We start from the raw sequence: 23,023 nt of genomic DNA, 5'->3' as shown, positions 1-23,023 counted from the left end.
CGGAACTCGGCCACCTCAGCCCACCGCCCTCCGCACGGCCGCCACGACGCCGTCGGGGCTGGGAAGGGCGGCGTCCTCCAGGTGCTTGGCGTAGGGGATGGGAACCTCCTCGGTGCAGACGCGTTCGATCGGCGCGTCCAGGTCGTAGAGGGCGATCTCGGCGGCGCGCGCGGCGATCTCGGCGGAGAGGCTGCCCGTGCGCCAGCCCTCGTCCACCACCACCAGCCGATGCGTGCGGCGCAGCGAGTCGAGGACGGTGCCGAAGTCGAGCGGGCGCAGAGTCCGCAGGTCGATGACCTCGGCGTCGATGCCGTCGCCTGCCAGCCGTTCGGCCGCGGCGAGCGCGGTGCGCACCGTCCCGCCGTACGCGACGAGGGTGACGTCGGAGCCGGGCCGCCGGATCGCCGCCGAGTCGATGTCCACCGCACCGGCTCCCTCGTCCAGTTCCTCCGCGACGGGGTAGAGCGCGATGTGCTCGAACAGCAGCACGGGATCGGGGTTCTCCAGCGCCGTCCACAGCATGCCTCTCGCGTCGGCCACCGTGGCGGGGACGACGATCCGCAACCCGGGGATGTGCGCGTACCAGCCTTCGAGGCTGTGGGAGTGCTGCGCGGCGAGTTGCCGTCCCGCCCCGGTGGTCATCCTGATCACGAGGGGGACGCCGAGCTGGCCGCCTGACATGTGCCGCAACGTCGCGGCGTTGTTCATGATCTGATCGAGCGCGAGCAGGCTGAAGTTGACTGTCATGATCTCGACGATGGGGCGGAGTCCACCGAGCGCCGCGCCGATACCGGCCCCCACGAACGCGGATTCCGACATCGGGGTGTCGCGGACGCGCTCGGGCCCGAACTCCTCCAGCAGGCCGAGACTCACGCCGAAGCAGCCGCCGTAGGCGCCGACGTCCTCTCCCATGAGGAAGACCCGGTCGTCGGCGGCGAGCGCCTCCCGAAGACCCTCCCGCAACGCCTCCCGGTAGGTGATCACGACTGCCGCTCCGTGTAGACGTGACGGGTGAGCTGCTCCACGGGTTCCAGCTCACCGGCTTCGGCCGCCGCGACAGCGGCCTCGACCTCCGCCGACACCTCGGCCTCGATCTCCGCCAACCGGGCTTCGTCCACCTCACCCTCCTCACGCAGCACCTCGGCGAGCCGGGGAATGGGGTCACGCTGCTTCCACTGCTCCACTTCGGACTTCTCGCGGTAGCGCTCCGCGTCGTACATCGAATGCGCCCTGAACCGGTAGGTGCGCAGTTCGAGGAAGCAGGGACCGGAGCCGCCGCGCACCGAGGCGACGGCGCGCCGGGCTGCGTCGGCGACGGTGAGTGCGTCCATACCGTCAACAGGCCAGGCCGTGACGCCGTACGACGCGGCGCGCAACGCCAGGTCGGTCTGCGCCTGCTCCTTCCGCAGGGCTGTGCCCATGGCGTAGTAGTTGTTCTCGCAGCAGAACAGCACGGGAAGCCGCCACAGCGCGGCGAGGTTGAGGCTTTCGTGGAACTCGCCCTCGGCGAGGGCGCCTTCACCGAACAGGCACACCGTGATCGACGACTCGCCGCGCATCGTGTCGGCGAGCGCGAGCCCTGTCGCCACGGGAAGCCCTCCACCGACGATGGCGTTGCCGCCGTAGAAGCGCCGCCCCGCGTCGAAAAGGTGCATCGACCCGCCGCGCCCCCCGCTGCATCCGCTGGTGCGCCAGAACATCTCGGCGAGAACGGCCTCCATCGGGATACCGGCGGCGAGGGCGTGGCCGTGCTCTCGGTAGGTGGACACGACGGCGTCGCCGGGTCGCAACGCCTGCAACACACCCGTGGCGACCGCCTCCTCCCCGATGTAGAGGTGCATGAAGCCGCGGATCCTCGCCGCGCTGTACAGCTCGACACAGCGCTCCTCGAAGCGGCGGATGCGGATCATCTGCCGCAGCAGCCACTCGCGATCCGTTCCGGTCATCGCGCGGCGTCCGCCGTTTCCAATGTGGATAGATCGCCTTCGGGAAGGTTCAGCTCCCGTGCCTTGAGCAACCTGCGCATGACCTTCCCACTGCGGGTGTGCGGGAGCTGCGTGGCGAACTCGATCTCCTTCGGAGCCACCGCGCCGAGCGCCCTCCGCCCGAAAGCCAGAATCTCCGAGGCCAGCTCGCTGGTGGCATCGTGGCCCGGATTCAACGCGACGAACGCCTTCACCAGCTCGCCCGCGACGGGGTCGGGTTTGCCGATCACCCCGGCTTCCGCGACGGCGGGGTGAGCCAGCAGCGTGCTCTCCACCTCGAACGGCCCCACGAGATGCCCCGCCGACTTGATCACGTCGTCGGCCCTGCCCACGAACCAGTAGTAGCCGTCGGCGTCGCGTCTGGCGACGTCGCCGCTCAAGTACCAGCCGTCCGCGAACGTCTTCGCATACCTGCCCGGCTCGTTCCAGTAGGCCCGGAACATCGAAGGCCAGCCCGGCCGCAGCGCCAGTTCGCCGTCCTCGCCGGGTTCGGTCACCTGCTGCACCCGCCCCTCGGTGACCAGCGCGCGGCCGTCGGGACCCCGGCGGAGCAGACCCGTCTCGATGCCGGGCAGCGGCCGTCCCATGGAGCCGGGCCTGATGTCCTCACCCGCGAAGTTGCTGATCATGATGGCGCCGGTCTCGGTCTGCCACCAGTTGTCGTGCACCGGCAGCCCGAGCGCCTCCTCGCCCCACACCACCACCTCCGGGTTGAGCGGCTCCCCGACACTCGCGATGAACCGCAGCGCCGAGAGGTCGTAGCGGTCGGCGAGGCCGCCGTGCCGCATCAGCATCCGCAGCGCGGTGGGCGCGGTGTACCAGACGGTGACGCGCTGCTGCTCCAGCACGCGATACCACCGGTGTGCCTCGAAGTCGCCCTCGTCGCTCACCAGTGTCGCGCCGTGGGTGAGCGGCGCGATCAGGCCGTAGGAGGTGCCGGTGACCCACCCCGGATCGGCCGTGCACCAGAACATGTCGCCTGCTCGCAGGTCCAGCGCGTACGCGGCCGTGACATGGTGGGCCACCACGGCGTCGTGGACATGCAGCGCACCCTTCGGAGCCCCCGTGGTGCCGCTGGTGAAGTGCAGCAGCGCCGGGTCCTCCGGCGCGGTGCGAGCGATCTGCGCCTCGGGGGAACTCGCGGCGAGCAGCGGGTCCAGCGCGGGCGGGTCGCCCTCACCGGCGGCGCCGCTCAGCAGCACGTGCCGCAGGCTCGGCACCCGATCACGGATGGGCCGCACCTTGCGCCGATACAGCGACGACGTCGTGACCAGGACAGTCGCCTCGCCGAGGGCGAGCCGCTGCCGCACGGGCTCGGGACCGAAAGCCGAGAACAGCGGCGAGACCACACAGCCCGCCTTCAGCGACCCGAGCACCGCGACGTAGAGGTCCGGAACCCGGCCCAGCAGCGTGAACACCCGCTCACCCTGGCGCACGCCGAGGTCGCGCACCATCGCAGCGAACCGGTTGGTGCGCTCGGCGAGGTCGGCGTAGGTGAACTCGGTGACCCCGCCCGCGGTGTCGATCCAGCGCAGCGCCGCCTGCCCAGCCCTGGGTCCCTCGGCGTGCCGGTCCACCGCCTCGTACGCGATGTTCAGCCCGCCGCCGGGCAGGCCGGACACGGCCGACCGCGCCGTGGTCCAGTCGAAGTCGCGGCACGCCGTCGCGTAGTCACGCAGGTTCGCTCTCGCGCGAACCTCGGGCGGTTTGCGGATCGGTGCCCAGTCCATGTCCGCACACGATCCTGCGGATCGCCGCGCCGTGGCAGGGCTGAACGGAGCCGGGTTCCGGGGCACAAAGTCACCGAAGTCCCCGCGCTCGACACGGCGCGACGGGTGATCGATCCCGGACCAAGGTCCCTGCCCTCGGGGACCTCCGCCGGTATCGCGAGCGGTGTCGCGCTCCTAGACTCGGGTCATCCTTGAGAAATCGAATGATTGGGGGCGGAATGCCTGCTCGGGACATCCCGGAAGGCCCGCTGGTGGTCGGTACCGACGGCTCGGAGGACTCGCTGGACGCGGTGCGCTGGGCCGCTGACCTGGCGGCGCGGCGCAACAGGGCACTGCGCATCGTCCACGCCTACACCATCGTGATCGGCTATGCCACGGAACTGCCGCCGACCCAGGAAGTGCGCGACAGCATCGAGGCGGAGGCGAAACAGTTCGTCGCCGCCGCCGAGCAGGAAGCGAAGCTCACCGCACCCGGCGTCAGGGTCGAGACGGCGCTGATCGACAACGACGCCGTCCCCGCGCTGGTGAGGGAATCGGCGTCGGCGTGCATGGTGGTGCTGGGTGCGTCGGGGCGCGGTGGCTTCCTCGGCAGGCTCATCGGCTCGACGGCGGTGGCGGTGACGAGCCACGCCGAATGCCCCGTGGCGGTCATCCGCCGCAGGGAGGACGGCACCACGGCTCCGCTCGACGGCCCCGTGGTGGTGGGCGTTGACGGAAGTCCGGTGAGCGAGGAGGCCATCGCGGTCGCCTTCCGTGAGGCGGCGCTGCGGGGTGTGCCGCTGGTGGCGGTCAACGCCTGGCTGGACGTCGAGTACGACAGCACGTTCACCCAGCGCGTCTATGTCGAGGACGGCCCTCAGGAACAGGAGCAGCAGCGCATGCTGGCCGAGCGGCTCGCGGGCTGGCAGGAGCACTATCCCGACGTCGAGGTGGAGCGCGTGACGGTGCTGGACCGGCCGCGCCATCAGCTGCTGGAGCGCTCGCAGACCGCGTCGCTGGTGGTGGTGGGCAGCAGGGGCCGTGGCGGTTTCCGAGGACTGCTGCTGGGCTCCACCAGCCAGGCGCTGATCTATCACGCGCAGTGCCCCGTTCTGGTGGTCCGCAACACCTGAGCCGGACCCTGGACCGGACGGGGCTTTCGGCCCACGCCCCGGATGCCGTGTCCCGGTCACCATGGAGGCGGACCTGACCCGCCGTGGCCGCCACGGCGGGACCCAGCGGGACCATGGCGGGAAGGGAACGCGATGACCGGCACGGACGTGATCGCCGCGGGCGTGGACGGCTCCGCGTCCGCGCTGCACGCGGTCGCGTGGGCCGCCGCCGAGGCGGCACGGGCTGGCGCCGTGCTGCGACTGGTGCACGCCTACCGGGTGCCGGAACACGGTGACGCCGCAGGGCGGATCGTGGCGGGTGAGGTCGGGACCGCGCTGCGGCGGCAGGGCGAAGGGTGGCTTCGGGAAGCGGGGAAGGTTGCCGAAGCCACCGCGCCCGGGGTCGAGGTGCAGGCCGTGCTCACGGAGGAATCCCCGGCCACCGCCCTGCTCGACCAATCCCGGCATGCCGCGACGGTGGTGGTGGGCGCGCGCGGTCTCGGCGGCTACGAGGGGCTGCTCGTCGGCTCGGTGGCGGTCGCGCTCGCCGCGCACGGCGAATGCCCTGTCGTGGTCGTGCGCGGCAGGCGCCCCCACGACCCACCACCGGCCGAGGGCCCGGTGGTGGTCGGCGTGGACGACTCGGAGGCCGGTGTCGCGGCGGTGGAGTTCGCGTTCACCGAGGCGGAGCGGCGCCGGGTTCCGGTGGTGGCGGTCCACGTGTGGGGCGATGTCGTTCTCGACGTCGTTCTCGACACCACCGCGCACCGCCACCCGGTGTCCGCCGACCCTGCCGAGATCGCGGAGAAGGAGCGCGCCGTGCTCGACGAGCGGCTGGCTGGGTGCCGCCGCCGTCACCCCGGCGTCGAGGTGGAGGCGATCGTCGAGCGCGGCCGCCCCGTCAGAGCCCTGCTCGCGCACGGCCAGCGGGCACAACTGGTGGTCGTCGGCAGCAGAGGCCTCGGCGGCATCCCCGGCATGCTGCTGGGTTCGACGAGCAGAACGCTGGTCGTCCACGCGCCGTGTCCCGTCGCGGTGACCCGGCCGCGACAGCGAACAACCCGCCCGCACGGAGGGGAGACGCCGCCGTGACCTTCATCTGGCTGATCGTCTGGCTCATCCAGGGAACCCCGGACGTGGCGTCCTGGGGCCCGTGGAACAGCTGGGGCATCGCGCTGTTCGTGTGCCTGGCCATCGACGTGATCGGTGCCCTCGGCGCGGGCTCCCGGCGCGCGGGCAAACGAGCATGACGCCGGGCGGCGTCACCGCGCCGACCCCACGCCGAGCCGTGGGTGAACCGGGGAGGCGCGGGGCGTCGGCGGACCGATCTCCGCGCACGCGGGCGGACAGGCCGGGTCGGGAGTGAAACCCGCGCGGACCATCCCGTGTGCGTGGGGCCGACTCTTCGTTACGATCGATCCTCTAGCTCGGCGAGGAAAGCCTGGCTGGGATTGTCAACCAGCACCGCTCCGCCTTCGGGCGCGGTGCTCGCGCCGATGACCCGGGCCGTACCTCCCTTGGCGTAGGGGAAAGCCGAGACGATCATCACGACGAATCCGGCCATCGCCACTGCGGCCAGCGACCGCACGGTGCCGTGTTCCGCGAGTGCTCCAGCGACCAGGGAACCGGCAAAGGTCAGCAGGCCGCCGACAGCCAAAACGGCGGCGATGGCGAGCCACACCGTTCTGGTACGCGCTCAGATCTCGCACAACGGCCATCCTTTGAGGTGGGTCACCCGTACCTTGCGCGCGTGCTGCCCGAGACGTTCGGCCATGCCCAGCGCACCGAAAATGCCGACCTGGCTGGCGCGGCTGCCTTCGATGTGAACCGTGGACTGCAAGGCGAAGTCGGCGCGCCGAACCGCTGGGCGGCCATGCCGGGCGCAGTGAGACGGAAGTTCTCCCCGTTCCGCCAGTTCCGCCGGAATCCTGACAACGCCGGACTCCACTGACATGAGAACTTCCTCCTGGATGTCTCGAAAAGCCGTCCGCCGCCGAAGCCTAGTCGATACGATGCGGCCGCGCGGGAGAAATGTGGCGACACGTCACTGAAGGAAGGGGGAGCAGTGGGATTCAAAGCGGAGCCCGGAAGCATCCGGCAGTTCGGTGAACGAATCGACGAATTGAAGGAGACGACGAGGACTTCAGCGACCGAAGCTGGCTGGGATAGCGCTGGGGCTGCGGGGCGGAAGACCAGTGTGAGGGTGAGTAGCTAGTGAGTCTCCGCAGGAGTTCTTCCGGAATGCGCTGGGTTTGCTACATCCCGTTGCGCCGACCCGAGCAAGAACAACGCGGCGACGATCGTGACGGCGCGCCGGGCGCGGATGGTGGCGATCAACGCGTTGATCGGCGGGCACGTGGGCGGGAGAGTTAGGGTGCGAGCCGAGCCTCGGCGCTACTCACCGGAAGGCGGAGACATGGAGATCTGGATCAATCCGGCCTGCTCGAAATGCCGGTCCGCGCTGTCGCTGCTGGACGCCGAGAAGGCCGAGTACACGGTCCGGTACTACCTGGAGGACCCGCCGACGGTCGAGGAACTCCATGCGGTACTGACGAAGCTGGGTCTGGAACCGTGGGACATAGCCCGGCTCGGCGAACCCGAGGCCGACACGCTGGGGCTGGCTTCGTGGGCGAGGGACGAGACCCAGCGCGATCGCTGGCTGGAGGCCCTCGCCGCGCACCCCGCACTCATCCAGCGGCCCATCATCACAGCCGACGACGGAACAGCTGTGATCGGCCGTTCCCCTGACGCGGTCAGGTCGATCCTGCCGTAGCGGGAGGAACGCACACGGGGATGGTCGCGCCGGTGCCGCGGAACAGGGCGGTCACGGTGGCCGATCTGCACTCGTGGGCGATCCGAATCTCACGGTGACATGTGTCGTGCCCTGTGAGGCGGCCCCGCGCATACGGGGATGGTTTCCATCGTCGGTGACGCGCTCGCCGCCGACGGAGCGTCAGTTCGCCTGTGGCGGTGTCGGGTCGTCGATGTCGATGGTGCTGCCCGTGCCTCGCAGCACAATAGCCGACGAGAAGTGCCCCTCGCCGAGCAATCGCCCGGTTGTGCCCTTCATCCGGACGACCTCCTGACCGCGCATGAACACGTGGATGTTGCCCTCGGCGTCGAACCCGTACTCGGAGTCCGGCAGCGGCGCACCCACCTCACGCTCGACCCATTCCTCAGTGTGAGGGCCGAGAATGATGTGGACACTGGTCCAGTCGCCAGGGACCAGATCCTTGAGCGGCTTGTTTTGTGCGCCGTCGCGCAGCGCGCGCAGTTGTCCGGAGAATTTCTTGTCGTAGTCCATCGACTCGCGTCCCCCTTCCGAGCCACAGCTGTTCAGCGTGGCAAGCAGCACGAACATGAAAACAACGACTCGCACGAAAGATCCATTATTAGTAACCGCGCTCCAGGTAAGCCGAAGGAACCTCCGTTGTGGCAAGCCAGATTCGTTCCGGGTTGTCGGTTCTCCAGCCAGTCGTTGCGGGCGTGATTTGCGGAGTTCTGCCAAAATCTGCTCACCGCGAACATGTTTGTCAGCCAGGTCCCGGAGGGGGCCGCGCTGCCGCGCCGTGCTCGACACGTCATTGATCGTGGTCGTGATCGACGAGGATGTTGTGGATCACCTGGCGAGCGGTGATGGATTGTTCCGGGTCGGTGGTGAGGGATCGCGAGAGGGTGAGTGCGGCCTTCCACAGAGCCCAGCCTCGTGCGCGTGCCCAAGTGGTCTTGTCCTGATCGACGGCTTGCCGGAATGCCTGACGGCTGTCTCCCGAGAAGGTCGTCCACGCGACCGTGAGGTCGCACGCCGGGTCGCCGACTCCGCAGCAGCCGAAGTCGATGACCGCGGTGAGCTGTCCATCCGCGACGAGGAGGTTCCCAGGGGCGATGTCGCCGTGGAACCACACGGGTTTCCCGCGCCACTCGGCAGCCAGGGCCGCCTCCCAAACGGCGGTGGCCCGAGCGGTATCGATGTGCTCGGTCAAACCGGCCAGGCAGTGGCGGGTTTGCTCGTCGTAGTGGGCTGGGGAAGCCCCACGGTAGAAGCTGTGTTGCCCGGCGAGTGGACCACCACTGGGGTCGCAACGCTGAATAGCGCGGATGAACCGGGCTACCGATAGCGCGAATCGCGGCATGTCGTCGATGTGCGCTCGGTCCGCGGTGTCGCCGGGAATCCAGCGCCGTATCGACCACGGAAACGGATATTCCTCTCCTGGGACGCCGTGCCCGAGGATCTGCGGCACCGCGACCGGCAGCGAGGGCGCCAACCGCGGCAACCACGAATTCTCCTTGGCCACGGCGGGGGCGTAAGCGGCGGCAGTTGGCAGCCGAACCGTCATCGTCCTGCCGAGGCGGAAAGTCCGGTTGTCCCACCCTTGAGGCTCGACCGGAGTCACCGGGAGGTCGCACCACTGCGGGAACTGTGCGGCAAGAAGTCGCCTGACGAGGGCGGCATCGATTCTCGCTCGACCATCAGGCGGAGTCGGCATCATCCAACATGATCACCCCTCAACGCGAGGCACTCGACTATATGGGGCCGCTGTCGAGCCTCGTAGCACCGACTGTCTGACGACGTGGCAGCCCTGACCTTGTCCGCGTTGCAGGCTCGGCAATGGGCGGTGGGGTGTGGGGTTGCACGCCGCTGAGACCGGTATGGGAGGTCGTCGATCAGCTTGGTGAGCTGCTCGGGCGTGGATTTGATCCGTCGGGCCATCTATTTGATCACGTCGGCACACCAAGCATGTCGGCAATCTACCGGCGAGTTCGAACTTGTTGTTGCAGTGTCAACCAAAGTCATCCGTCGATCTAGGGGCCTGACGGTGAAAACCCACTCGCGGGTCGATGGGTTGTGTTACCGTCGGCGTGTTTGAAGGTTCGGCGTGTACCAATCGCCTTATGTTGGAAAGCGAGTGCACGAAGGGGGACCGGCCTTGCCTGATTTGAAACGACAGCACCCGGAGGGTGGAACACCGCTGCCAGCTATGTTCCCTCCAGTGCTGTACGTTCCGGCCGCAGAAGATCATCCTCATGATGGCAATCTCACGATACAGTTGCGCAATACTCGCGATGGTCGCATTGCATTGCTGGTTTATTCTGCATTGGATCGCTTGGTGCGATGTTGTGGTGAGGGGCAGCCGTGGGTCATTATTCCCACACCTAATTTGGGGAAAGTTTGGAAAGTTCAGCGGTTTGATCTGGTTCTCCTTGATGTGGAAATCCCTGAGGTGTATCGGTGCGGGGGGATTGAATATGGCTGACCGTATCGACTACGGGTTGCTCGAAACCATTGCTTCCGCTCTCCGATCTGTAAGTTCGGATATCGACTCTTTGGCGGACTCGCTGCCATCTTCCCCTGACGCCGGCAACGGAACCGCTGCGATCGTCGTCATCCTTTCGAAATTTGCCGAAAATGCTGGGAACTTGGTGGTCGGCGCGGCTGCCGCTGCGGAAGCGGTGATGTCCGCGAAAGTTGCATATCAGGAGAATGATCTCATGTCCGCGGACCTGATCACGCGTACTGGTATCAAGGCGGTGTGACAGGTGCCCATAAACGCGACGATACGTGGTAATCCGGCAAGTGTCTCTGGCGTTGCTGAGTGGCTACGCTCCCGATTCTCCGATGCGGTCACGGCTGGCGCATCACAGATATATGCCGCGCGTAACGACGCGGAAGCTGGGTGGAACAGTTCGGCAGGCGAAGATTTCAGGCAGAAGATGACCGAAGGAGCACGAAAAACCGATGATCTGGCGGTCGCGGCAACGAACTCTGCACAGAGTCTTGACGACTATGCAGTCGGGTTGCGGCGTTTGCGTGACGACATGGAACGCATACGAGCGCAAGCCGCCGCGGCTGGGCTTGAGGTTGACGGCGGGATAATCCGGGACCCAGGTCCAGCGCCACCTGACCCTGGACGGCCGCCCGTTGGCCCTGCGGCCACAGAGGTGGTTGTCGTCGCTCACCGTCAGGCGACTGCGGAGTGGAACGCGTATGCGAATCGGATTCGGGCATACGCGGAAGCTGAGACGCAAGTAGCGCAGGTCCGTCGAGCGCAGGAGTTTCTCGATGACACGCTGCAGAACGCGTGGAACGATGTGAAATCCAAGTGGTTCATCACAATCGGCGACCTCGCCAATGGTGCGGTAGAGAGTCTGCGGGCCGTTCATTCGTCGATCTTGCTGCGGGAGTCTGGACGTCTGGCTGACGACGCGGCCAGGTTCATGGCCCAGGCGACGTCTACGTCTGGGGTCACGCCTGATGTGGTGTATCGCGATGTTGATACCGCGAGGACCATGGCGAACCAAGCCGACGATCTCGCGCGAGAATCCGCGGACGCTAAGGCGGCGGCGGGAAGGTTGGCACTCAAGACGAGTGGAGCGCTTGCGGCAGCCGGCGTTGTGTACGACATCGCCGTCGCGGACAAGCCGGTGGGCCAGGCCTTCGTCTCCGGCGCGGGTGGCTTCGCCGCCTCTGTTGGAGCGGGAGTGGCAACCGGTGCCCTAGTGGGGTCGGCAATACCGGTTCCAGGGGTTGGCACTGTGGCTGGCGCGGTTGTCGGTGCTGTGGTTGGCGTGTTCACCTCCGGCGCCATCGATTCGCTCTACCAGAACGGAATTGGAGCCCTGGGGGACGCTGTAGAGGCAGGCGCGGAGGCGGTCGGGGACACGGTGGAAGCCATCGGAGACGCTGCGGGTGCTGTCGGTGACGCGATCGGAGATGCGTGGGATGCGGTCTTCTAGTCAGGTTCCGTGGCCCCAGCAGTGGCGGAATACAGGTCGGCTCAAGTGGATCCTGGGTATGGTGTGGTTGGCGTCGCTGGCGACAGTTGCGTTCGTCAGCGCGTTCGTCGTATCGTCTGGCGAAAGATCGGGCGCCGTGAAGTATTTTATCTTGTTCGGATTGTTTTTGTCAGTTGTCATCGCGGTAGGGTGCAACAGTCGGATCAATGTGCGAAAAAATGGCTCCAAGGCGGCCATGGTTCTTCCTTCAAAGGGTTTGGTTATACCCTATTCTCGATTGGCTTTCGCTGGATCTATCACTCTGGTAGTGCTGATGGTTTCGATGTTCTCGCTCGCATCCTACGATCTCGTGCGAATGTCGGGTGGGGAAGCCTCGGCGCCAGTGGTGGCCGCCGCGGTATTCGGTTTGATCGGTCTCTTTGTCGCAACCTACCTGGTCAATGTGGTGACGGGCCGGATCGCGCTCGGAAAAGTCGTTCTCAGCCCTGATGGGATCGAGCACAGATCCTGGGGATATCGGTCGCGGGTTCCCTGGGAAGGAGTCATGCATGTATCGCCGATCGGAGTCGAATCCCCTGAGATCTGGGTCCGAACCCACTCCAACATGATCGAAACCGAGGTCTACTCCGGCAGATGGGGTGGGAGACCTCCCAGATCGGACGGTCTGGCGATACAGGCGAAGAATCTCGGAGTGGACCCGGCCCTTGTCTATCACCTGATAGATTTTTATGTCGCAAACGCTGCCGCGCGGGGCGAGTTGAGCGACGAATCCGCGCTACACCGTCTGAGGACTGCGTCGTTCGCGTAGTTGTCGGCTGTCACGGCGAGGGAGCGACGGGCCACAAGGGGCGGCCTGATCGTTTCCGGTCGAGCCGCAGGGCCGATCGCTTGTGCCGCTGGGCCGACCAGATGCGCCATCTCCGTCTGGCCTGTTCACTAGTCTGTCCGAAGGACGCAGCACACCGCCATGCCGCGCAACCACGGGAAAACGCCGAACCAGGCGTGAAAAACTACAGGTCAACAAGTCTCGGCCCCGCGCACGCGGGGATTGGTCCTCTAGACGGCAAAGAGGGTGTCTTGTCAACGACGTCGGCCCCGCGCGTGCGGGGATGGTCCGCTGACATGCTCGACAGTAGGCTGGCCACCGATGTCGGCCCTCCGCACGGGACGGCTTGGCAAGCGACCCGGCGTCGGCGTTCGGGCTCGCTCCGCGCACGCAGGGTTCGCTCCCCGACACGCAGCAGCCCGCCCACCGCACGCTCCACGTTCGTGCGGTGCCTGCTTCCCCTCCGTACGCTGGAGGGGTGCGGATGAGACCGAGCCTGACCTGGACCCCGACCGGCGTGGCCGCGCCGTGCACGACGGAGTTGACGGAGGTCGTCCGGGTGGTCGGCGAAGGCGGTGTCGTGGTGCTCAGCGGGGCCGGGTTGTCCACCGAATCCGGCATTCCCGACTATCGGGGCGAGGGCGGCACGCTGCGCCGCCAGGCTCCCATGACCCACCAGGAATTCGTGAACAGCGAGGACGGCAGGCGCCGGTACTGGGCGCGCAGCCACCTCGGCTGGGACGTGTTCTCGCGCGCCCGGCCCAACGACGGGCATCGCGCGGTGGCCGCGTTGCGGCGTCGTGGTCACCTGCTCGGCGTGATCACGCAGAACGTTGACGGCCTGCACCAGGCGGCGGGCGCCGACGGCGTCGTCGAGTTGCACGGCAGTCTCGGGCGCGTCGTCTGCCTCGACTGCGGCCACAACAGTTCCCGCTGGGCGCTTCAGCAGCGTTTGCGCGCGGCCAACCCCGGTTTCTCGGCCGACGTCACTCAGCTCAACCCCGACGGCGACGTGGAGCTGCCCGAGCCGCTCGTGCGTGAGTTCCGCGTGGTCTCCTGCGCAGCGTGCGGCACCGGGGTGTTGAAGCCGGACGTCGTGTTCTTCGGCGACTCCGTGCCACGCCGCAGGGTCGAGCGGTGCCGCCGCCTGATCGACGACGCCGCCGCCGTGCTCGTGCTCGGTTCGTCGCTGGCCGTCATGTCCGGGCTGCGTTTCGTGCGGCAGGCCGCGAGCGCGGGGAAGCCCGTGCTGATCGTCAACAGGGGTGAGACGCGGGGCGACGCCCACGCCGTGCTGCGCGTCGATCGCCCGCTGGGCGCCGCGCTGATCGAGCTGGCCGAGCGGCTCGGGTGTCCGGTGGCCGACGCTGATGTGTGCGCTGAGTGAGGATGCGGGGCGCGGCGGTGAGCGGGTGGCTGCCGAGGGCAACCGCCGTGTCCGCACTTCCCGCACGTGTGTTGGCACTTCCCGCACGTGGGTCCGGACTGTGAGGTGCAAACACTCGTGCACAGACTGCGGACACGACACCCTGCGTCTCGTGTCCGCACTTCCCGCACGTGTGTTGGCACCTCCCGCACGGCTGTCCGCACTCGTCCCCAGCCTGCTTCCCCGGCCCGCGTCGCCGCGCGAGGCCGGGGGTTCGCCCGTCAGCCGCGCCGGATTCCGGGCGTTCCGGCCTCCACCTTGAACGACGCCAGGGTGCGAACCCCGGACTCGGGGCGCTCGACGGTGTCCACCACCCGGTAGTCCGCTCGAAGCTCCACATCGGACATCGAGAGCCGCACATAGCCCCGGTCGCCGGAGTTCTCGAACTTGATGTGCGGGTTGGCGGGGTCGGGGTCGTAGCGGGTGACGCTCGTGCCGTCGCCGCCCGAGCTGATGGACGTGCCCACGAACTCGCTGCCCACGGCAGGTGCGGCGGGATCGTCCCAGTCGAGCTTCAGGTCGGCGGCGAAGTTCTTGTGCACGTCGCCGGTGAGCACCACCGGGTTGCCCACCCGCTCCTCGGCGAAGACGTCGAGCAGGCGGGCGCGGGAGGCGCGGTAGCCTTCCCACTTGTCCGAGGGCTGCCCCACATTCGGGTCCTCGAACAGCGGCACCTGCTGGGCGAGCACGTTCCAGCGGGTCCGCGACTCGCGCAGCCGCGCGAACAGCCAGGATTCCTGCTCGTCGCCGAGCATGGTGCGGGCCGGGTCGAAGGCGTCGGCGCAGTCGGCTTGCTTGCAGGCCACCTGGTCGCTGCGGTACTGGCGGGTGTCGAGCACGCTGAACGTGGCCAGCGCGCCGAAGGTGAAACCACGGTAGAGGGTCATGTGCGGCCCCTGAGGCGCCCGGTTCGCGCGGATCGGCATGTGCTCCCAGTACGCCTTGAACGCACGGGCGCGTCGCGCGAGGAACTCCTCGACGGGGCTGTCCGGGTCGGAGTCGTCGCCTGCCCAGTTGTTCTCGACCTCGTGGTCGTCCCAGGTCACGACCCACGGGAAGGCGGCGTGAACGGCCTGGAGGTTGTCGTCCGTGCGGTACTGGGCGTGGCGCACACGGTAGTCGGCCAGCGACCTGATCTCGTGGTTCGGCACGTGCCCGCGCCCCAGCTTGCCCTGCCCGCCGCCCTCGTAGATGTAGTCGCCGAGGTGGAAGGCGACGTCGAGGTCCTCTCGCGCGAGGTTGGCGTGCGCGGTGTAGTAGCCGGCGGGATAGTTCTGGCAGCTCGCGAACGCGAAGTTCAGCCGGTTGACCGCCGCACCCGGGGCGGGCGCCGTGCGCGTCCGGCCGACGGGGCTCAGCTCCGACCCCGACCGGAACCGGTAGTAGTACCAGCGCGCCGGTTCGAGCCCCGCCACGTCCACGTGCACGCTGTGGGCATCGGCGGGGTCCGCCATCGTGGCCCCCGCCCGCACGACCTGCGTGAACGACTCGTCGCGGGACACCTGCCACTGCACGGGAACACGCCGGTCGGGCATGCCGCCGAGGCCGTCGAGGGCCAGCGGCTGCGGCGCGAGCCGCGTCCACAGCACCACGCGGTCGGGCAGCGGATCACCCGAGGCCACTCCCAGCCGGAACACGCCGTCGGGCACAGGGCCGCTGTGCACGGGGGTGTCGGTGGAGGCACTCGCCCAGTGGCTCGCTGTGAGGGCCGCCGCGGCGGTGCCGCCCCCGAGTGCGAGGAATCGGCGCCGGTCCAAGGGTGTGTTCATCGATCACTCCTGATCTCGTGTGGCGGGGCCGCGGGGCACGAAACCAGGTGAAGGTGACCAGCACGATACGTCCGCGCGACGGGGCGGAGAACGAAAGGCCGCGCCGGAACACGTAGGGCAAAGCTGTCCTTTGTGGAAGAGGATGCGTGGGGCACTGGAATACCGTCGCGCGATGTCGAACGGCGACGCGGCCTCGATCCCGACCCCCGTGCCATCAACCAACGAGCGCGTCGCGGCCACGCCAGGGAACTGCCCGAGAAACCGGGCCACGTCCAGGCGGCCGGCCCCTCGGCAAAACCCGAAAGCGACACTGTCGGCGGGCAGCTCCGCCTGTCGCGGCACGACAGCCACGCGCAGCTGACCGGCCTGCTAGCTCGATGCGCCGGTTCGCGGAAGTGCTTCGAGCCGTTCCATGTGCTCCTCGCCCCACTGACCGAGAGGTTCCAGCGCAACCCGCAGGGATTGACCGAACTCGGTCAGCGAGTATTCCACCTTGGGTGGCACCTGGTGGTGAACCTCGCGATGCACAAGGCCACTTGTCTGCATTTCCCGTAGTTGGAGGATGAGCATCCGTTCGCTGATCCCGGCCACCGTCCGGCGTAGTTCGCCGAACCGGAGTGGCCCCTCGCCGAGCCAGAACAGAATCAGACCTTTCCACTTGCCGCCCATGACATCGATGGCGGCGTCGAGTCCGCAGGTGTATTCCCTCTTTTTCATCGCGACTCCTCCTCACAGGATTGTCGGTACCGAACAAGAATGTCGGTACTTGTGGTGACTTCGGTGTCCTTGCAGGATGGCAGGTGCGAATCGATTCCTTCCCTCGAAACGGTACGTCCTCAGCGACGCCGTGATCTCCCTTGACCCGACAGCAATCAGGAGCGCAGCGTATGACCGAGTATTCCCGCACGCCCGTGACCGTCATCGGGCTCGGCTCGATGGGCAGTGCGCTGGCCGAGACCTTCGTCGCGGCAGGACATCCCACCACCGTGTGGAACCGCACCGCGGCCAAGGCGGCACCACTGGTGGAGAGAGGGGCGCGGCACGCGGCGACCGTGGACGAGGCCGTGGCCGCAGGCCCTCTGGTCGTCACCTGCCTCATGACGTACGACGACACGCGCGAGGTGCTCGCCCCCGCCGCCTCGGTGCTGAAGGACCGGGCTCTGATCACGTTGAACAGCGGCTCGCCGGCCGGGGCCAGGGACATGGCCGACTGGGCGATCGGCCACGGTGCTCGGTTCCTCGACGGCGCGATCAAGAACGTTCCTTCCGCGGTGGGCGCGGCGGACACCCTGCTGTACTACGCCGGAGACCGTGGCGTCTTCGACGAGCATCGCGAGACGTTGACGACCCTCGGCGGCGACACCGTCCACCTCGGCGACGAGCCGGACCTCGCCGCTCTCTACGAGATGGCGGTGGGCGGCACCCTGTTGCCCGCCCTCGTCGGATTCTTCCAGGGGGCCGCGCTCGTCCAAGCACGCGGCCTGCCCGCGAGCACACTGGTGCGGTTCACGGTCAAGTGGTTCGAAATGATCAACTCAGTGTTGCCGGTGTTCGCGAGCGAAATCGACAGCGGCGACTACTCGGAACCGGCTTCCTCCGTGAACGCCTTCGTCGCGGGCATCCCCTACGACGAGGAACTCGGCAGGGAGGCGAATCTCGACGTCTCGTGGCATGCGCCCTTGCACGAGCTTTTGCGCAAGGCCGTCGCGGCGGGGTACGGCGAGCACAGCGTCTCGGCCTTGACGGAAGTGCTCAGAAAGCCCGAACCGGCCGCCTGACGTCCTGGCGCCCGCCGACTCCGCCCCGCCTGCCTCGCCCGCCGGGCAGTGGCGTCCCGGAACGCCGGTCGCGTACGAAGGCATCGAGGCCGGGGCGTCGCCGGGGGGCCGGGGGCGTCCTGCCTGCCGGCGGATGCCGGATTGGATAATGCTCGTGCGGGTCCGCCTCACGCGGCGGGACCGGGCTGGAGAGAGGACGCGCGCACATGACCCACGACACCCTCGGCGGGACGTTCACGATGGCCGGAGGCCCCACCGTGCACCGGATGGGCTTCGGCGCGATGCAGTTGGCCGGGCCGGGTGTGTTCGGGCCGCCGAAGGACCGCGACGAGGCGATCTCCGTGCTGCGCACCGCCGTCGAGCTGGGTGTCGATCACATCGACACCGCCGACTTCTACGGCCCGCACGTGACGAACGAGCTGATCCGCGAGGCCCTCTCGCCCTACCCCGAGGGCCTGCACATCGTCACCAAGGTGGGCGCGGTGCGCGACGAGCAGGGCGGCTGGCCGCACGCGCGCTCGCCCGAACAGCTGCGCACGCAGGTGGAGTCGAACCTTCGCACGCTCGGTGTCGAGGCGCTCGACGTCGTCAACTTGCGGGTCGGTGGTGGACCCGACGGTCACTCGCCGGTGCCCGGCTCGCTCGCCGAGCCGTTCGGCGCGCTGGCCGACATGCGCGAGCAAGGGCTGATCCGCCACCTCGGGGTCAGCGTCGTGGATGCCGAACAGGTCCGCGAGGCGCAGTCGATCGCGCCGATCGTGACCGTGCAGAACTGGTACAACGTCGAACACAGGGGCGACGAGCAGCTCATCGCGTCGCTGGCGGAACAGGGCGTCTCGTATGTGCCGTTCTGGCCGCTGGGCGGGTTCAGCCCGATCCGCTCCGCCACGCTGGAGGCCGTGGCGACCGACCTCGGCGCGTCGCCGCAGGCGGTGGCACTGGCGTGGTTGCTGCACCAGTCGCCGAACATCCTGCTCATCCCCGGCACGTCGTCCGTGGCGCACCTGCGCGAGAACGTGGCGGCGGCCACTCTTGAGCTGCCGTCCGAGGCACTCACCGCGCTCGATGCCCTCGGCGGCTGACCGCACCCGGCCGTCACACAGCGGAGGCGCGACAGCGGGGTGCGGCTAGGCTTCTCGGCGTGGCAGGCACGACCAGGGCGGAGAAGACGCGGCAGACCCGGCTGCGCATGCTGGAGGCGGCGAGGGAGCAGTTCGTCGCACACGGATACGGCGCCACCAAACTCCAGGAGATCGCCGACCGCGCCGGTGTGTCGGTGCAGACGATCTACTTCACGTTCGGCAACAAGCGCACGGTGCTCAAGGAACTGCTCGATCACGAGGTGGCGGGGGACGACAGTCCCGTCGCGACACTTCAGCGCCCGTGGTTCCAGGCGGTGCTGGACGCGCCGACGGCGCGTGAGCAGCTCGCCGCGCACGTCGAGGGCGTGTGCGAGGTGTCGGCCAGGGTCGCCCCCGTCGTGGAGGTGCTGCGCGTGGCCGCCGCGACCGACCCTGAACTGACCGACTTGTGGCGTGCCAATGTGGACGCTCGCGCCACGGTGCAGGACGCGGCGGCGACGGCGCTGGTGCGCAAACCCGGCGCCCGTGCGGGGCTGAGCGTCCCGCACGTCGCCGACGTGCTTTTCGGGCTGCTCAGCCCCGAACTGTATCTGGTGCTGGTGCGGGACCGAGGCTGGTCACCGGAGCGCTGGCGGGGGTGGACCCTCGACACGCTCGCCGCTCAGCTCCTCACCGGGTGAGCGGCGCCAGAGGGTGATGCCCTCGCCGGTCAGCCGCTGGGGCAGGTCGGCGAGCCGGTCGAGCTGTTCGGGGACGTGGACGCCCGGTGGCAGGTTCCCGCCGAGCAGGTCGGCGAGCACCTGGTCGGCGATCACGGCGGTGGCCCTGCTCTGGCCGTGTCCGGTGGCCGCGACGGCGGCATGGCGCCGTCCCCGCCACGCGTCGGCGCGCACGCAGAACACGTCACCGCCGAACCCGCCAGGCAACCGGTCCGGATTCACCCGGCAGGCGAGGCCGGTCAGCCGCAACACGGCCAGCCCGGCGTTCGCGACGCGCGAGTCGAGGCCCAGCCGGGTCGTCGCCCTCGCACCGAGTGACCGGCTCAGGGAGTGCTGGTCGGCGAACCCGAACGGGATCGCCCTGCGGTAACCGATGCCGGGGAAGTAGACCCTCCTCGCCTGGCCGCCGGGCCTCTCGGCGAGCCGGTCGATCGTCCATCGAACGGCCTGGGCTCCGTGGGCCTCTCCTGCCCCGAGGAGAACGCTGACGGCGATGTCGTCCACGCCGCCGAGCGCGTCGGCCGCCGTGCGCGCGAGCACGTTGGTCAGTCCGGGTGCGAGCCCGACGCCGAGGACAAGACTCGCCGCCGCGCCGGTCGCGACGTCGTGGAGGCGAGCGTGTTCGGTGGGGGACAGCAGCGGGTCCGCGCCGAGATCAACCACGTGAACGCCGCGCTGGGCGCACGTGGCGAACACCGTGGCGTCCGGCGCCTGCACGCTGAGCACGACAGTGCCGACGCGGTGGGTGTCGAGCACCCTGGCCACGCTCTCCTGGTCGCGCACGTCGATCCGCACGGTGCCGGGCGCGGCCGGTGGGGTGCGTCCCCCGACGAGCACGCGGGCGGAATCACGCCGCCGCAGCAGGTCGGTGAGCTGGGCTCCGACGGTGCCGTAGCCGCCGACGACGAGAACCGTGTGTGACATGGAACCTCCTTGACTAAAGCTGGACTTTAGTGAAATCTCACTATAGTTCAACTCTAATGAAAGGGATTGGTCCATGCTGAATGCTGGAGTGATCTGGCTGCTCGCCGTGGTCGAGCTTGTGGTGTTCCTCGACACGACGGTGATCAACGTGGCGCTCCCGTCGATCGGCGCAGACCTCGGACTCACCGAGGCGGGCCTCGGCTGGGTCGTCAACGCCTACCTGCTGGCCTTCGGCGGTTTCCTGTTGATCGGAGGCAGAGCGGCCGACGTGTTCGGCGCCCGGCGGGCCTTCGTGGCCGGCCTGCTTCTCTTCACCATCGCCTCGGCCGCGGCGGGATTCGCGCAGACGGCGTGGTTTCTCGTGGCCGCGCGAGCGGCGCAGGGAATCGGCGCGGCCGTGGTGATCCCGGCGCAGCTCGCCCTCATCGCGCGCACCTACCCGGACCCGGAGGACAACCGGAAGGCGTTCGGCATCTGGAGTGCCATGGGAGCGGCAGGCGCGGCGCTCGGCACGGCGGCGGGAGGACCGCTGACCGAGTTCCTCGGCTGGCCGTCGATCTTTTTGATCAACATTCCCGTCGGGGTCGTCGCGCTGGCGTTGTCCTCGCCGGTGCTGTCGGCGGACCCACCGGTGCGGGCCGTGCGGCTCGACATCGCCGGTGCGATCACCGGCACGGCAGGGCTGCTCCTCGCGGGCTACGCCATCGGCGAGTTCGCGGTTCCGGGACGGGCGCCGACCGCGTGGCTGCTGGTGGCGCTCGCCGTGGTGCTGCTGGCCGTGTTCGTCGCGCTCCAGCGCAGGAACGTCGAGCCGCTGATGCCCCTGCGCCTGTTCCGGGTCCGCGCGCTGACCGGGTCAACGGTGGTCAACGTCCTCGTGGGCGCGGCCCACGTCCCCGTGTTCGCGCTGCTCGCGCTGTATTTGCAGGGAAGCCAGGACTACGGGCCGACCGAGGCGGGGCTCGCGGTGCTTCCGGTGGCGCTGGTCAACGTCACGGCGTCCAGGACCGTGATCCCCGCCGTGGTCAAGGCTTGGGGGCACGCGGGCACGCTCGCGGCGGGGCTGGCCGCGCAGGCCGCGGCGATGGTGTGGCTGGCGCGGCTTCCCGAGGACACGACCTATTTCGCCGACGTGCTCCCCGCCGCCCTGCTCTTCGGGATCGGCCTGCCTGCCGCGTTCGTCGGCGTCACCGCGCCCGCGGTCAACGCCGTCGCCGAGGCTGACAGGGGAGTGGCGGCCGGCGTGGTCAACACGGCGCAGCGGGTGGGGTCGGGCATCGGCGTCTCGGCGCTGCTCGCCCTCGCCGGGGTCATCGGCGGCACGACGGGACTGCGGGTGTCCTTCGCCGTCGCGGCGGGACTGGCGGTGCTGGGATGTGTGCTCACCCTCGTCATGCTGCGGGGGCCGGAGCGGGCGACTACCGAGGCGAACGCCGGATAGCTCGCAAGCACCTCCACGACGGCGGGCACGGCCATCACAGGCCGGGACCGTGGCCGCGCGGCGGTGTTCTCGACGCTGGGGTCCGTGCCACGCTGTGATCAGCCGGACCCGGAGGCCGAGATGCGTTACGAGACGACGGTGGCGATCGACGCGGACGTGGAGGAGGTGTGGAGGGTGCTCAGCGCGGTGGGGAACTGGCCGGACTGGACACCCACCGTCCTCGCGGCCCGCAAGTGCGACGACGGGCCGCTGCGCGTCGGCGGCAGAGTGGAGTTGCGTCAGCCGGGACAGCCGTCTCGCGTGTGGACGGTGACGGAGCTGGTGCCGTCCCGGTCCTTCACCTGGACCAGCACGGCACCCGGACTGCGCCTCACCGCGGGCCACCGGCTCCGCGCGGACGGCTCCGGCACCCTCGCAGGCTTCGACTTCACCGTCGAGGGAGCACTGTCACCGCTGGCCAGGGTCGCCGCGCGCACGATCCGGCGCTTTGTGGACACCGAGGCGCACTCGTTGAAGTCCCACTGCGAGCGGCAGGCCCGACCACGCTGATCCCCGCAGATCCCCGCCGAGTCTCACTGAGTCTCGCTTGAGTCCCACCGAGCCGTCACACGGAGCTACCGCACTGGATCGCGCTGGGCTGCGCCGAGCCGCCGCTGACGTGACGAGCCGCTGACGCGCAGGGCCGTCAGAGTGCGGTCGGCGACTCGGCGGCGTAGGCGTCGTGCAGCATCCCGGCCAGCGTGGACGAGCTGGGCAGCTCCACCGTGTCGATCCGGCTCACGGGCACGCCGGGAGTCCACGAGTTCAGCACGACGGCACCGGCGAACCCGGCGACGTCGGCGAGTGTGACCTCCCGGACCCGCTGGTTCACACCGAGCCCGTCGAGGTGCCTGCGCACGATGCCCATCGTGACACCGGCGAGCACGTCGGCCGACGGCCATACCACCGTGTCGCCGTCGAGGAACGCCAGGTTCCAGATCGTGGCCTCACTGAGCCTGCCCTTGCGGTCGGTGAAGACGGCGTCGTCGAACCCGCGTTCCTTCGCCCCGCGGAGCAGGTGCGTCTTCGCCACTTCGCCGACGTGCTTGACCTCGGGAAGGAAGCGTTCGTGCTCGACGGGCATGAGCGTGAGCGGACCTTCGGGCGGTGAGGCCGCGGGCCCCGTGCGCACGAGCACGTCGAGACCGGGTGCCGCCTCCGCCGTGAACTCGCCGACCGGCGACGACACGGTCGCGGTCAGCGACACGTCGGCGGGACCGGACTCCAGCGCCGCGCGGAGGTAGGAGCGCACCTGCTCGTCGGGAAGCGCCTGCCCGAACAGCGTCAGCGACGCGTCGCGCAGTCGCCGCAGGTGCAGGTCGAGCCCGCGCACGCGGCCGTCGCGAACCTGCATGGCCGTGAAGTGGGCGTGGCCGGCGAACGCCAGCGGTGCGAGATCGTCGGCCGTGGCGGGGCGGCCGTTGCGGTGGACGGCGAAGAAAGTCATGGCGCGACCGTAGGGCCTGACATCGGTGGCA

The 23,023-nt window shown here is 68.8% G+C and carries 25 protein-coding genes; 15 read left to right on the top strand and 10 right to left on the bottom strand.

What is annotated here, in order from left to right:
* Positions 1-15 precede the first annotated feature (15 nt).
* Genes SACXIDRAFT_RS02410 through acsA form a run of 3 tightly spaced genes read right to left on the bottom strand, consistent with a single transcriptional unit; the run spans position 16 to position 3,715 of the window.
* On the bottom strand, positions 16-984 hold the full coding sequence (locus SACXIDRAFT_RS02410) for an alpha-ketoacid dehydrogenase subunit beta (protein ID WP_006236874.1): 969 nt from the start codon (positions 982-984) through the stop codon (positions 16-18).
* On the bottom strand, positions 981-1,946 hold the full coding sequence (pdhA, locus tag SACXIDRAFT_RS02405) for a pyruvate dehydrogenase (acetyl-transferring) E1 component subunit alpha (RefSeq protein ID WP_006236873.1): 966 nt from the start codon (positions 1,944-1,946) through the stop codon (positions 981-983). Before pdhA ends, SACXIDRAFT_RS02410 begins: the two co-directional genes overlap by 4 nt.
* Complete coding sequence (gene acsA / locus SACXIDRAFT_RS02400) at positions 1,943-3,715, bottom strand: acetate--CoA ligase (RefSeq protein ID WP_006236872.1); 1,773 nt, start codon at positions 3,713-3,715, stop codon at positions 1,943-1,945. The genes pdhA and acsA overlap by 4 nt, the downstream gene beginning before the upstream one ends.
* Before the next feature lie 218 nt (positions 3,716-3,933).
* Here acsA and SACXIDRAFT_RS02395 point away from each other — a divergent pair, with 218 nt between their 5' ends.
* From SACXIDRAFT_RS02395 to SACXIDRAFT_RS23240, 3 genes are all read left to right on the top strand, one after another.
* Positions 3,934-4,827: a universal stress protein gene (locus SACXIDRAFT_RS02395; RefSeq protein ID WP_040922012.1), complete on the top strand. Its 894-nt coding sequence runs from the start codon at positions 3,934-3,936 to the stop codon at positions 4,825-4,827.
* Positions 4,828-4,959: 132 nt separating this feature from the next.
* Positions 4,960-5,898 (top strand): universal stress protein, encoded by a 939-nt coding sequence (locus SACXIDRAFT_RS02390; protein WP_006236870.1) that lies wholly within the window; start codon positions 4,960-4,962, stop codon positions 5,896-5,898.
* Positions 5,895-6,056 (top strand): hypothetical protein, encoded by a 162-nt coding sequence (locus SACXIDRAFT_RS23240; protein WP_006236869.1) that lies wholly within the window; start codon positions 5,895-5,897, stop codon positions 6,054-6,056. Before SACXIDRAFT_RS02390 ends, SACXIDRAFT_RS23240 begins: the two co-directional genes overlap by 4 nt.
* Before the next feature lie 158 nt (positions 6,057-6,214).
* On the opposite strand, the gene SACXIDRAFT_RS23465 is transcribed toward SACXIDRAFT_RS23240, so the two are convergent.
* A complete protein-coding gene (locus SACXIDRAFT_RS23465; protein WP_232285233.1) occupies positions 6,215-6,463 on the bottom strand; it encodes a hypothetical protein in 249 nt (82 codons plus the stop codon).
* Between the two features lie 93 nt (positions 6,464-6,556).
* Between SACXIDRAFT_RS23465 and SACXIDRAFT_RS23460 the strand changes: the two genes are divergently transcribed.
* Together SACXIDRAFT_RS23460 and SACXIDRAFT_RS02380 are read left to right on the top strand one after the other, a co-directional pair.
* Positions 6,557-6,757, top strand: coding sequence for a hypothetical protein (locus SACXIDRAFT_RS23460; RefSeq protein ID WP_232285232.1), 201 nt, complete (start codon positions 6,557-6,559; stop codon positions 6,755-6,757).
* Between the two features lie 465 nt (positions 6,758-7,222).
* The gene (locus SACXIDRAFT_RS02380) at positions 7,223-7,579 is read left to right on the top strand and encodes an arsenate reductase family protein (protein ID WP_006236866.1); all 357 of its coding nucleotides are present in this window, start codon (positions 7,223-7,225) and stop codon (positions 7,577-7,579) included.
* 180 nt (positions 7,580-7,759) lie between these two features.
* Here SACXIDRAFT_RS02380 and SACXIDRAFT_RS02375 read toward each other — a convergent pair whose 3' ends face one another.
* Together SACXIDRAFT_RS02375 and SACXIDRAFT_RS02370 are read right to left on the bottom strand one after the other, a co-directional pair.
* Positions 7,760-8,185 carry a hypothetical protein gene (locus SACXIDRAFT_RS02375; RefSeq protein ID WP_157599628.1) on the bottom strand — a complete coding sequence of 142 codons (426 nt, stop codon included), beginning with the start codon at positions 8,183-8,185 and terminating at the stop codon, positions 7,760-7,762.
* A 202-nt stretch (positions 8,186-8,387) separates the two neighbouring features.
* Positions 8,388-9,293 carry an aminoglycoside phosphotransferase family protein gene (locus tag SACXIDRAFT_RS02370; RefSeq protein WP_006236864.1) on the bottom strand — a complete coding sequence of 302 codons (906 nt, stop codon included), beginning with the start codon at positions 9,291-9,293 and terminating at the stop codon, positions 8,388-8,390.
* Between the two features lie 504 nt (positions 9,294-9,797).
* On the opposite strand from SACXIDRAFT_RS02370, the gene SACXIDRAFT_RS22175 reads away from it, so the two are divergent.
* The 5 genes from SACXIDRAFT_RS22175 (at position 9,798) to SACXIDRAFT_RS02355 (ending at position 13,754) form a co-directional block, all read left to right on the top strand.
* Complete coding sequence (locus SACXIDRAFT_RS22175; RefSeq protein ID WP_232285230.1) at positions 9,798-10,061, top strand: SAV_915 family protein; 264 nt, start codon at positions 9,798-9,800, stop codon at positions 10,059-10,061.
* On the top strand, positions 10,054-10,341 hold the full coding sequence (locus SACXIDRAFT_RS02365) for a hypothetical protein (protein WP_006236862.1): 288 nt from the start codon (positions 10,054-10,056) through the stop codon (positions 10,339-10,341). The genes SACXIDRAFT_RS22175 and SACXIDRAFT_RS02365 overlap by 8 nt, the downstream gene beginning before the upstream one ends.
* A 3-nt stretch (positions 10,342-10,344) precedes the next feature.
* Positions 10,345-11,541, top strand: coding sequence for a hypothetical protein (locus tag SACXIDRAFT_RS02360; RefSeq protein ID WP_157599626.1), 1,197 nt, complete (start codon positions 10,345-10,347; stop codon positions 11,539-11,541).
* A gap of 58 nt (positions 11,542-11,599) precedes the next feature.
* The gene (locus tag SACXIDRAFT_RS22875; RefSeq protein WP_006236860.1) at positions 11,600-12,349 is read left to right on the top strand and encodes a hypothetical protein; all 750 of its coding nucleotides are present in this window, start codon (positions 11,600-11,602) and stop codon (positions 12,347-12,349) included.
* A gap of 502 nt (positions 12,350-12,851) precedes the next feature.
* Positions 12,852-13,754 carry an NAD-dependent protein deacetylase gene (locus SACXIDRAFT_RS02355; protein ID WP_006236859.1) on the top strand — a complete coding sequence of 301 codons (903 nt, stop codon included), beginning with the start codon at positions 12,852-12,854 and terminating at the stop codon, positions 13,752-13,754.
* Positions 13,755-14,014: 260 nt separating this feature from the next.
* Here SACXIDRAFT_RS02355 and SACXIDRAFT_RS02350 read toward each other — a convergent pair whose 3' ends face one another.
* The gene (locus SACXIDRAFT_RS02350) at positions 14,015-15,562 is read right to left on the bottom strand and encodes an alkaline phosphatase D family protein (RefSeq protein WP_006236858.1); all 1,548 of its coding nucleotides are present in this window, start codon (positions 15,560-15,562) and stop codon (positions 14,015-14,017) included.
* Between the two features lie 369 nt (positions 15,563-15,931).
* A complete protein-coding gene (locus SACXIDRAFT_RS02345) occupies positions 15,932-16,279 on the bottom strand; it encodes a winged helix-turn-helix transcriptional regulator (RefSeq protein ID WP_006236857.1) in 348 nt (115 codons plus the stop codon).
* Between the two features lie 170 nt (positions 16,280-16,449).
* Between SACXIDRAFT_RS02345 and SACXIDRAFT_RS02340 the strand changes: the two genes are divergently transcribed.
* From SACXIDRAFT_RS02340 to SACXIDRAFT_RS02330, 3 genes are all read left to right on the top strand, one after another.
* Entirely contained in the window at positions 16,450-17,340 is an 891-nt protein-coding gene (locus SACXIDRAFT_RS02340) for an NAD(P)-dependent oxidoreductase (RefSeq protein ID WP_006236856.1), read from the top strand.
* 206 nt (positions 17,341-17,546) lie between these two features.
* The gene (locus SACXIDRAFT_RS02335; RefSeq protein ID WP_006236855.1) at positions 17,547-18,422 is read left to right on the top strand and encodes an oxidoreductase; all 876 of its coding nucleotides are present in this window, start codon (positions 17,547-17,549) and stop codon (positions 18,420-18,422) included.
* Positions 18,423-18,481: 59 nt separating this feature from the next.
* On the top strand, positions 18,482-19,102 hold the full coding sequence (locus SACXIDRAFT_RS02330) for a TetR/AcrR family transcriptional regulator (protein WP_006236854.1): 621 nt from the start codon (positions 18,482-18,484) through the stop codon (positions 19,100-19,102).
* Here SACXIDRAFT_RS02330 and SACXIDRAFT_RS02325 read toward each other — a convergent pair.
* Positions 19,040-20,065 carry an NAD-dependent epimerase/dehydratase family protein gene (locus tag SACXIDRAFT_RS02325; protein WP_006236853.1) on the bottom strand — a complete coding sequence of 342 codons (1,026 nt, stop codon included), beginning with the start codon at positions 20,063-20,065 and terminating at the stop codon, positions 19,040-19,042. The genes SACXIDRAFT_RS02330 and SACXIDRAFT_RS02325 overlap by 63 nt on opposite strands.
* A gap of 73 nt (positions 20,066-20,138) precedes the next feature.
* Here SACXIDRAFT_RS02325 and SACXIDRAFT_RS02320 point away from each other — a divergent pair, with 73 nt between their 5' ends.
* Together SACXIDRAFT_RS02320 and SACXIDRAFT_RS02315 are read left to right on the top strand one after the other, a co-directional pair.
* Positions 20,139-21,506, top strand: coding sequence for an MFS transporter (locus SACXIDRAFT_RS02320; RefSeq protein ID WP_006236852.1), 1,368 nt, complete (start codon positions 20,139-20,141; stop codon positions 21,504-21,506).
* An 84-nt stretch (positions 21,507-21,590) separates the two neighbouring features.
* Positions 21,591-22,055: an SRPBCC family protein gene (locus SACXIDRAFT_RS02315; RefSeq protein ID WP_232285229.1), complete on the top strand. Its 465-nt coding sequence runs from the start codon at positions 21,591-21,593 to the stop codon at positions 22,053-22,055.
* Between the two features lie 136 nt (positions 22,056-22,191).
* Here SACXIDRAFT_RS02315 and SACXIDRAFT_RS02310 read toward each other — a convergent pair whose 3' ends face one another.
* Entirely contained in the window at positions 22,192-22,992 is an 801-nt protein-coding gene (locus SACXIDRAFT_RS02310) for an aminotransferase class IV family protein (RefSeq protein ID WP_006236850.1), read from the bottom strand.
* Positions 22,993-23,023 lie beyond the last annotated feature (31 nt).

This window comes from Saccharomonospora xinjiangensis XJ-54 (genome assembly GCF_000258175.1).
GTDB lineage: Bacteria > Actinomycetota > Actinomycetes > Mycobacteriales > Pseudonocardiaceae > Saccharomonospora > Saccharomonospora xinjiangensis.
This window is presented reverse-complemented; position numbering and strand designations above follow the sequence as displayed.

Coding starts and splice junctions, on each gene's coding strand:
- SACXIDRAFT_RS22875 (WP_006236860.1), top strand. CDS start 11,600: ATGGTGTGGTTGGCGTCGCTGGCGACAGTTGCGTTCGTCAGCGCGTTC.
- SACXIDRAFT_RS02335 (WP_006236855.1), top strand. CDS start 17,547: ATGACCCACGACACCCTCGGCGGGACGTTCACGATGGCCGGAGGCCCC.
- SACXIDRAFT_RS02380 (WP_006236866.1), top strand. CDS start 7,223: ATGGAGATCTGGATCAATCCGGCCTGCTCGAAATGCCGGTCCGCGCTG.
- SACXIDRAFT_RS02370 (WP_006236864.1), bottom strand. CDS start 9,293: ATGCCGACTCCGCCTGATGGTCGAGCGAGAATCGATGCCGCCCTCGTC.
- acsA (WP_006236872.1), bottom strand. CDS start 3,715: ATGGACTGGGCACCGATCCGCAAACCGCCCGAGGTTCGCGCGAGAGCG.
- SACXIDRAFT_RS02320 (WP_006236852.1), top strand. CDS start 20,139: ATGCTGAATGCTGGAGTGATCTGGCTGCTCGCCGTGGTCGAGCTTGTG.
- SACXIDRAFT_RS02390 (WP_006236870.1), top strand. CDS start 4,960: ATGACCGGCACGGACGTGATCGCCGCGGGCGTGGACGGCTCCGCGTCC.
- SACXIDRAFT_RS02325 (WP_006236853.1), bottom strand. CDS start 20,065: ATGTCACACACGGTTCTCGTCGTCGGCGGCTACGGCACCGTCGGAGCC.
- SACXIDRAFT_RS02350 (WP_006236858.1), bottom strand. CDS start 15,562: ATGAACACACCCTTGGACCGGCGCCGATTCCTCGCACTCGGGGGCGGC.
- SACXIDRAFT_RS02395 (WP_040922012.1), top strand. CDS start 3,934: ATGCCTGCTCGGGACATCCCGGAAGGCCCGCTGGTGGTCGGTACCGAC.
- SACXIDRAFT_RS02340 (WP_006236856.1), top strand. CDS start 16,450: ATGACCGAGTATTCCCGCACGCCCGTGACCGTCATCGGGCTCGGCTCG.
- SACXIDRAFT_RS02310 (WP_006236850.1), bottom strand. CDS start 22,992: ATGACTTTCTTCGCCGTCCACCGCAACGGCCGCCCCGCCACGGCCGAC.
- pdhA (WP_006236873.1), bottom strand. CDS start 1,946: ATGACCGGAACGGATCGCGAGTGGCTGCTGCGGCAGATGATCCGCATC.
- SACXIDRAFT_RS02355 (WP_006236859.1), top strand. CDS start 12,852: ATGAGACCGAGCCTGACCTGGACCCCGACCGGCGTGGCCGCGCCGTGC.
- SACXIDRAFT_RS02365 (WP_006236862.1), top strand. CDS start 10,054: ATGGCTGACCGTATCGACTACGGGTTGCTCGAAACCATTGCTTCCGCT.
- SACXIDRAFT_RS02345 (WP_006236857.1), bottom strand. CDS start 16,279: ATGAAAAAGAGGGAATACACCTGCGGACTCGACGCCGCCATCGATGTC.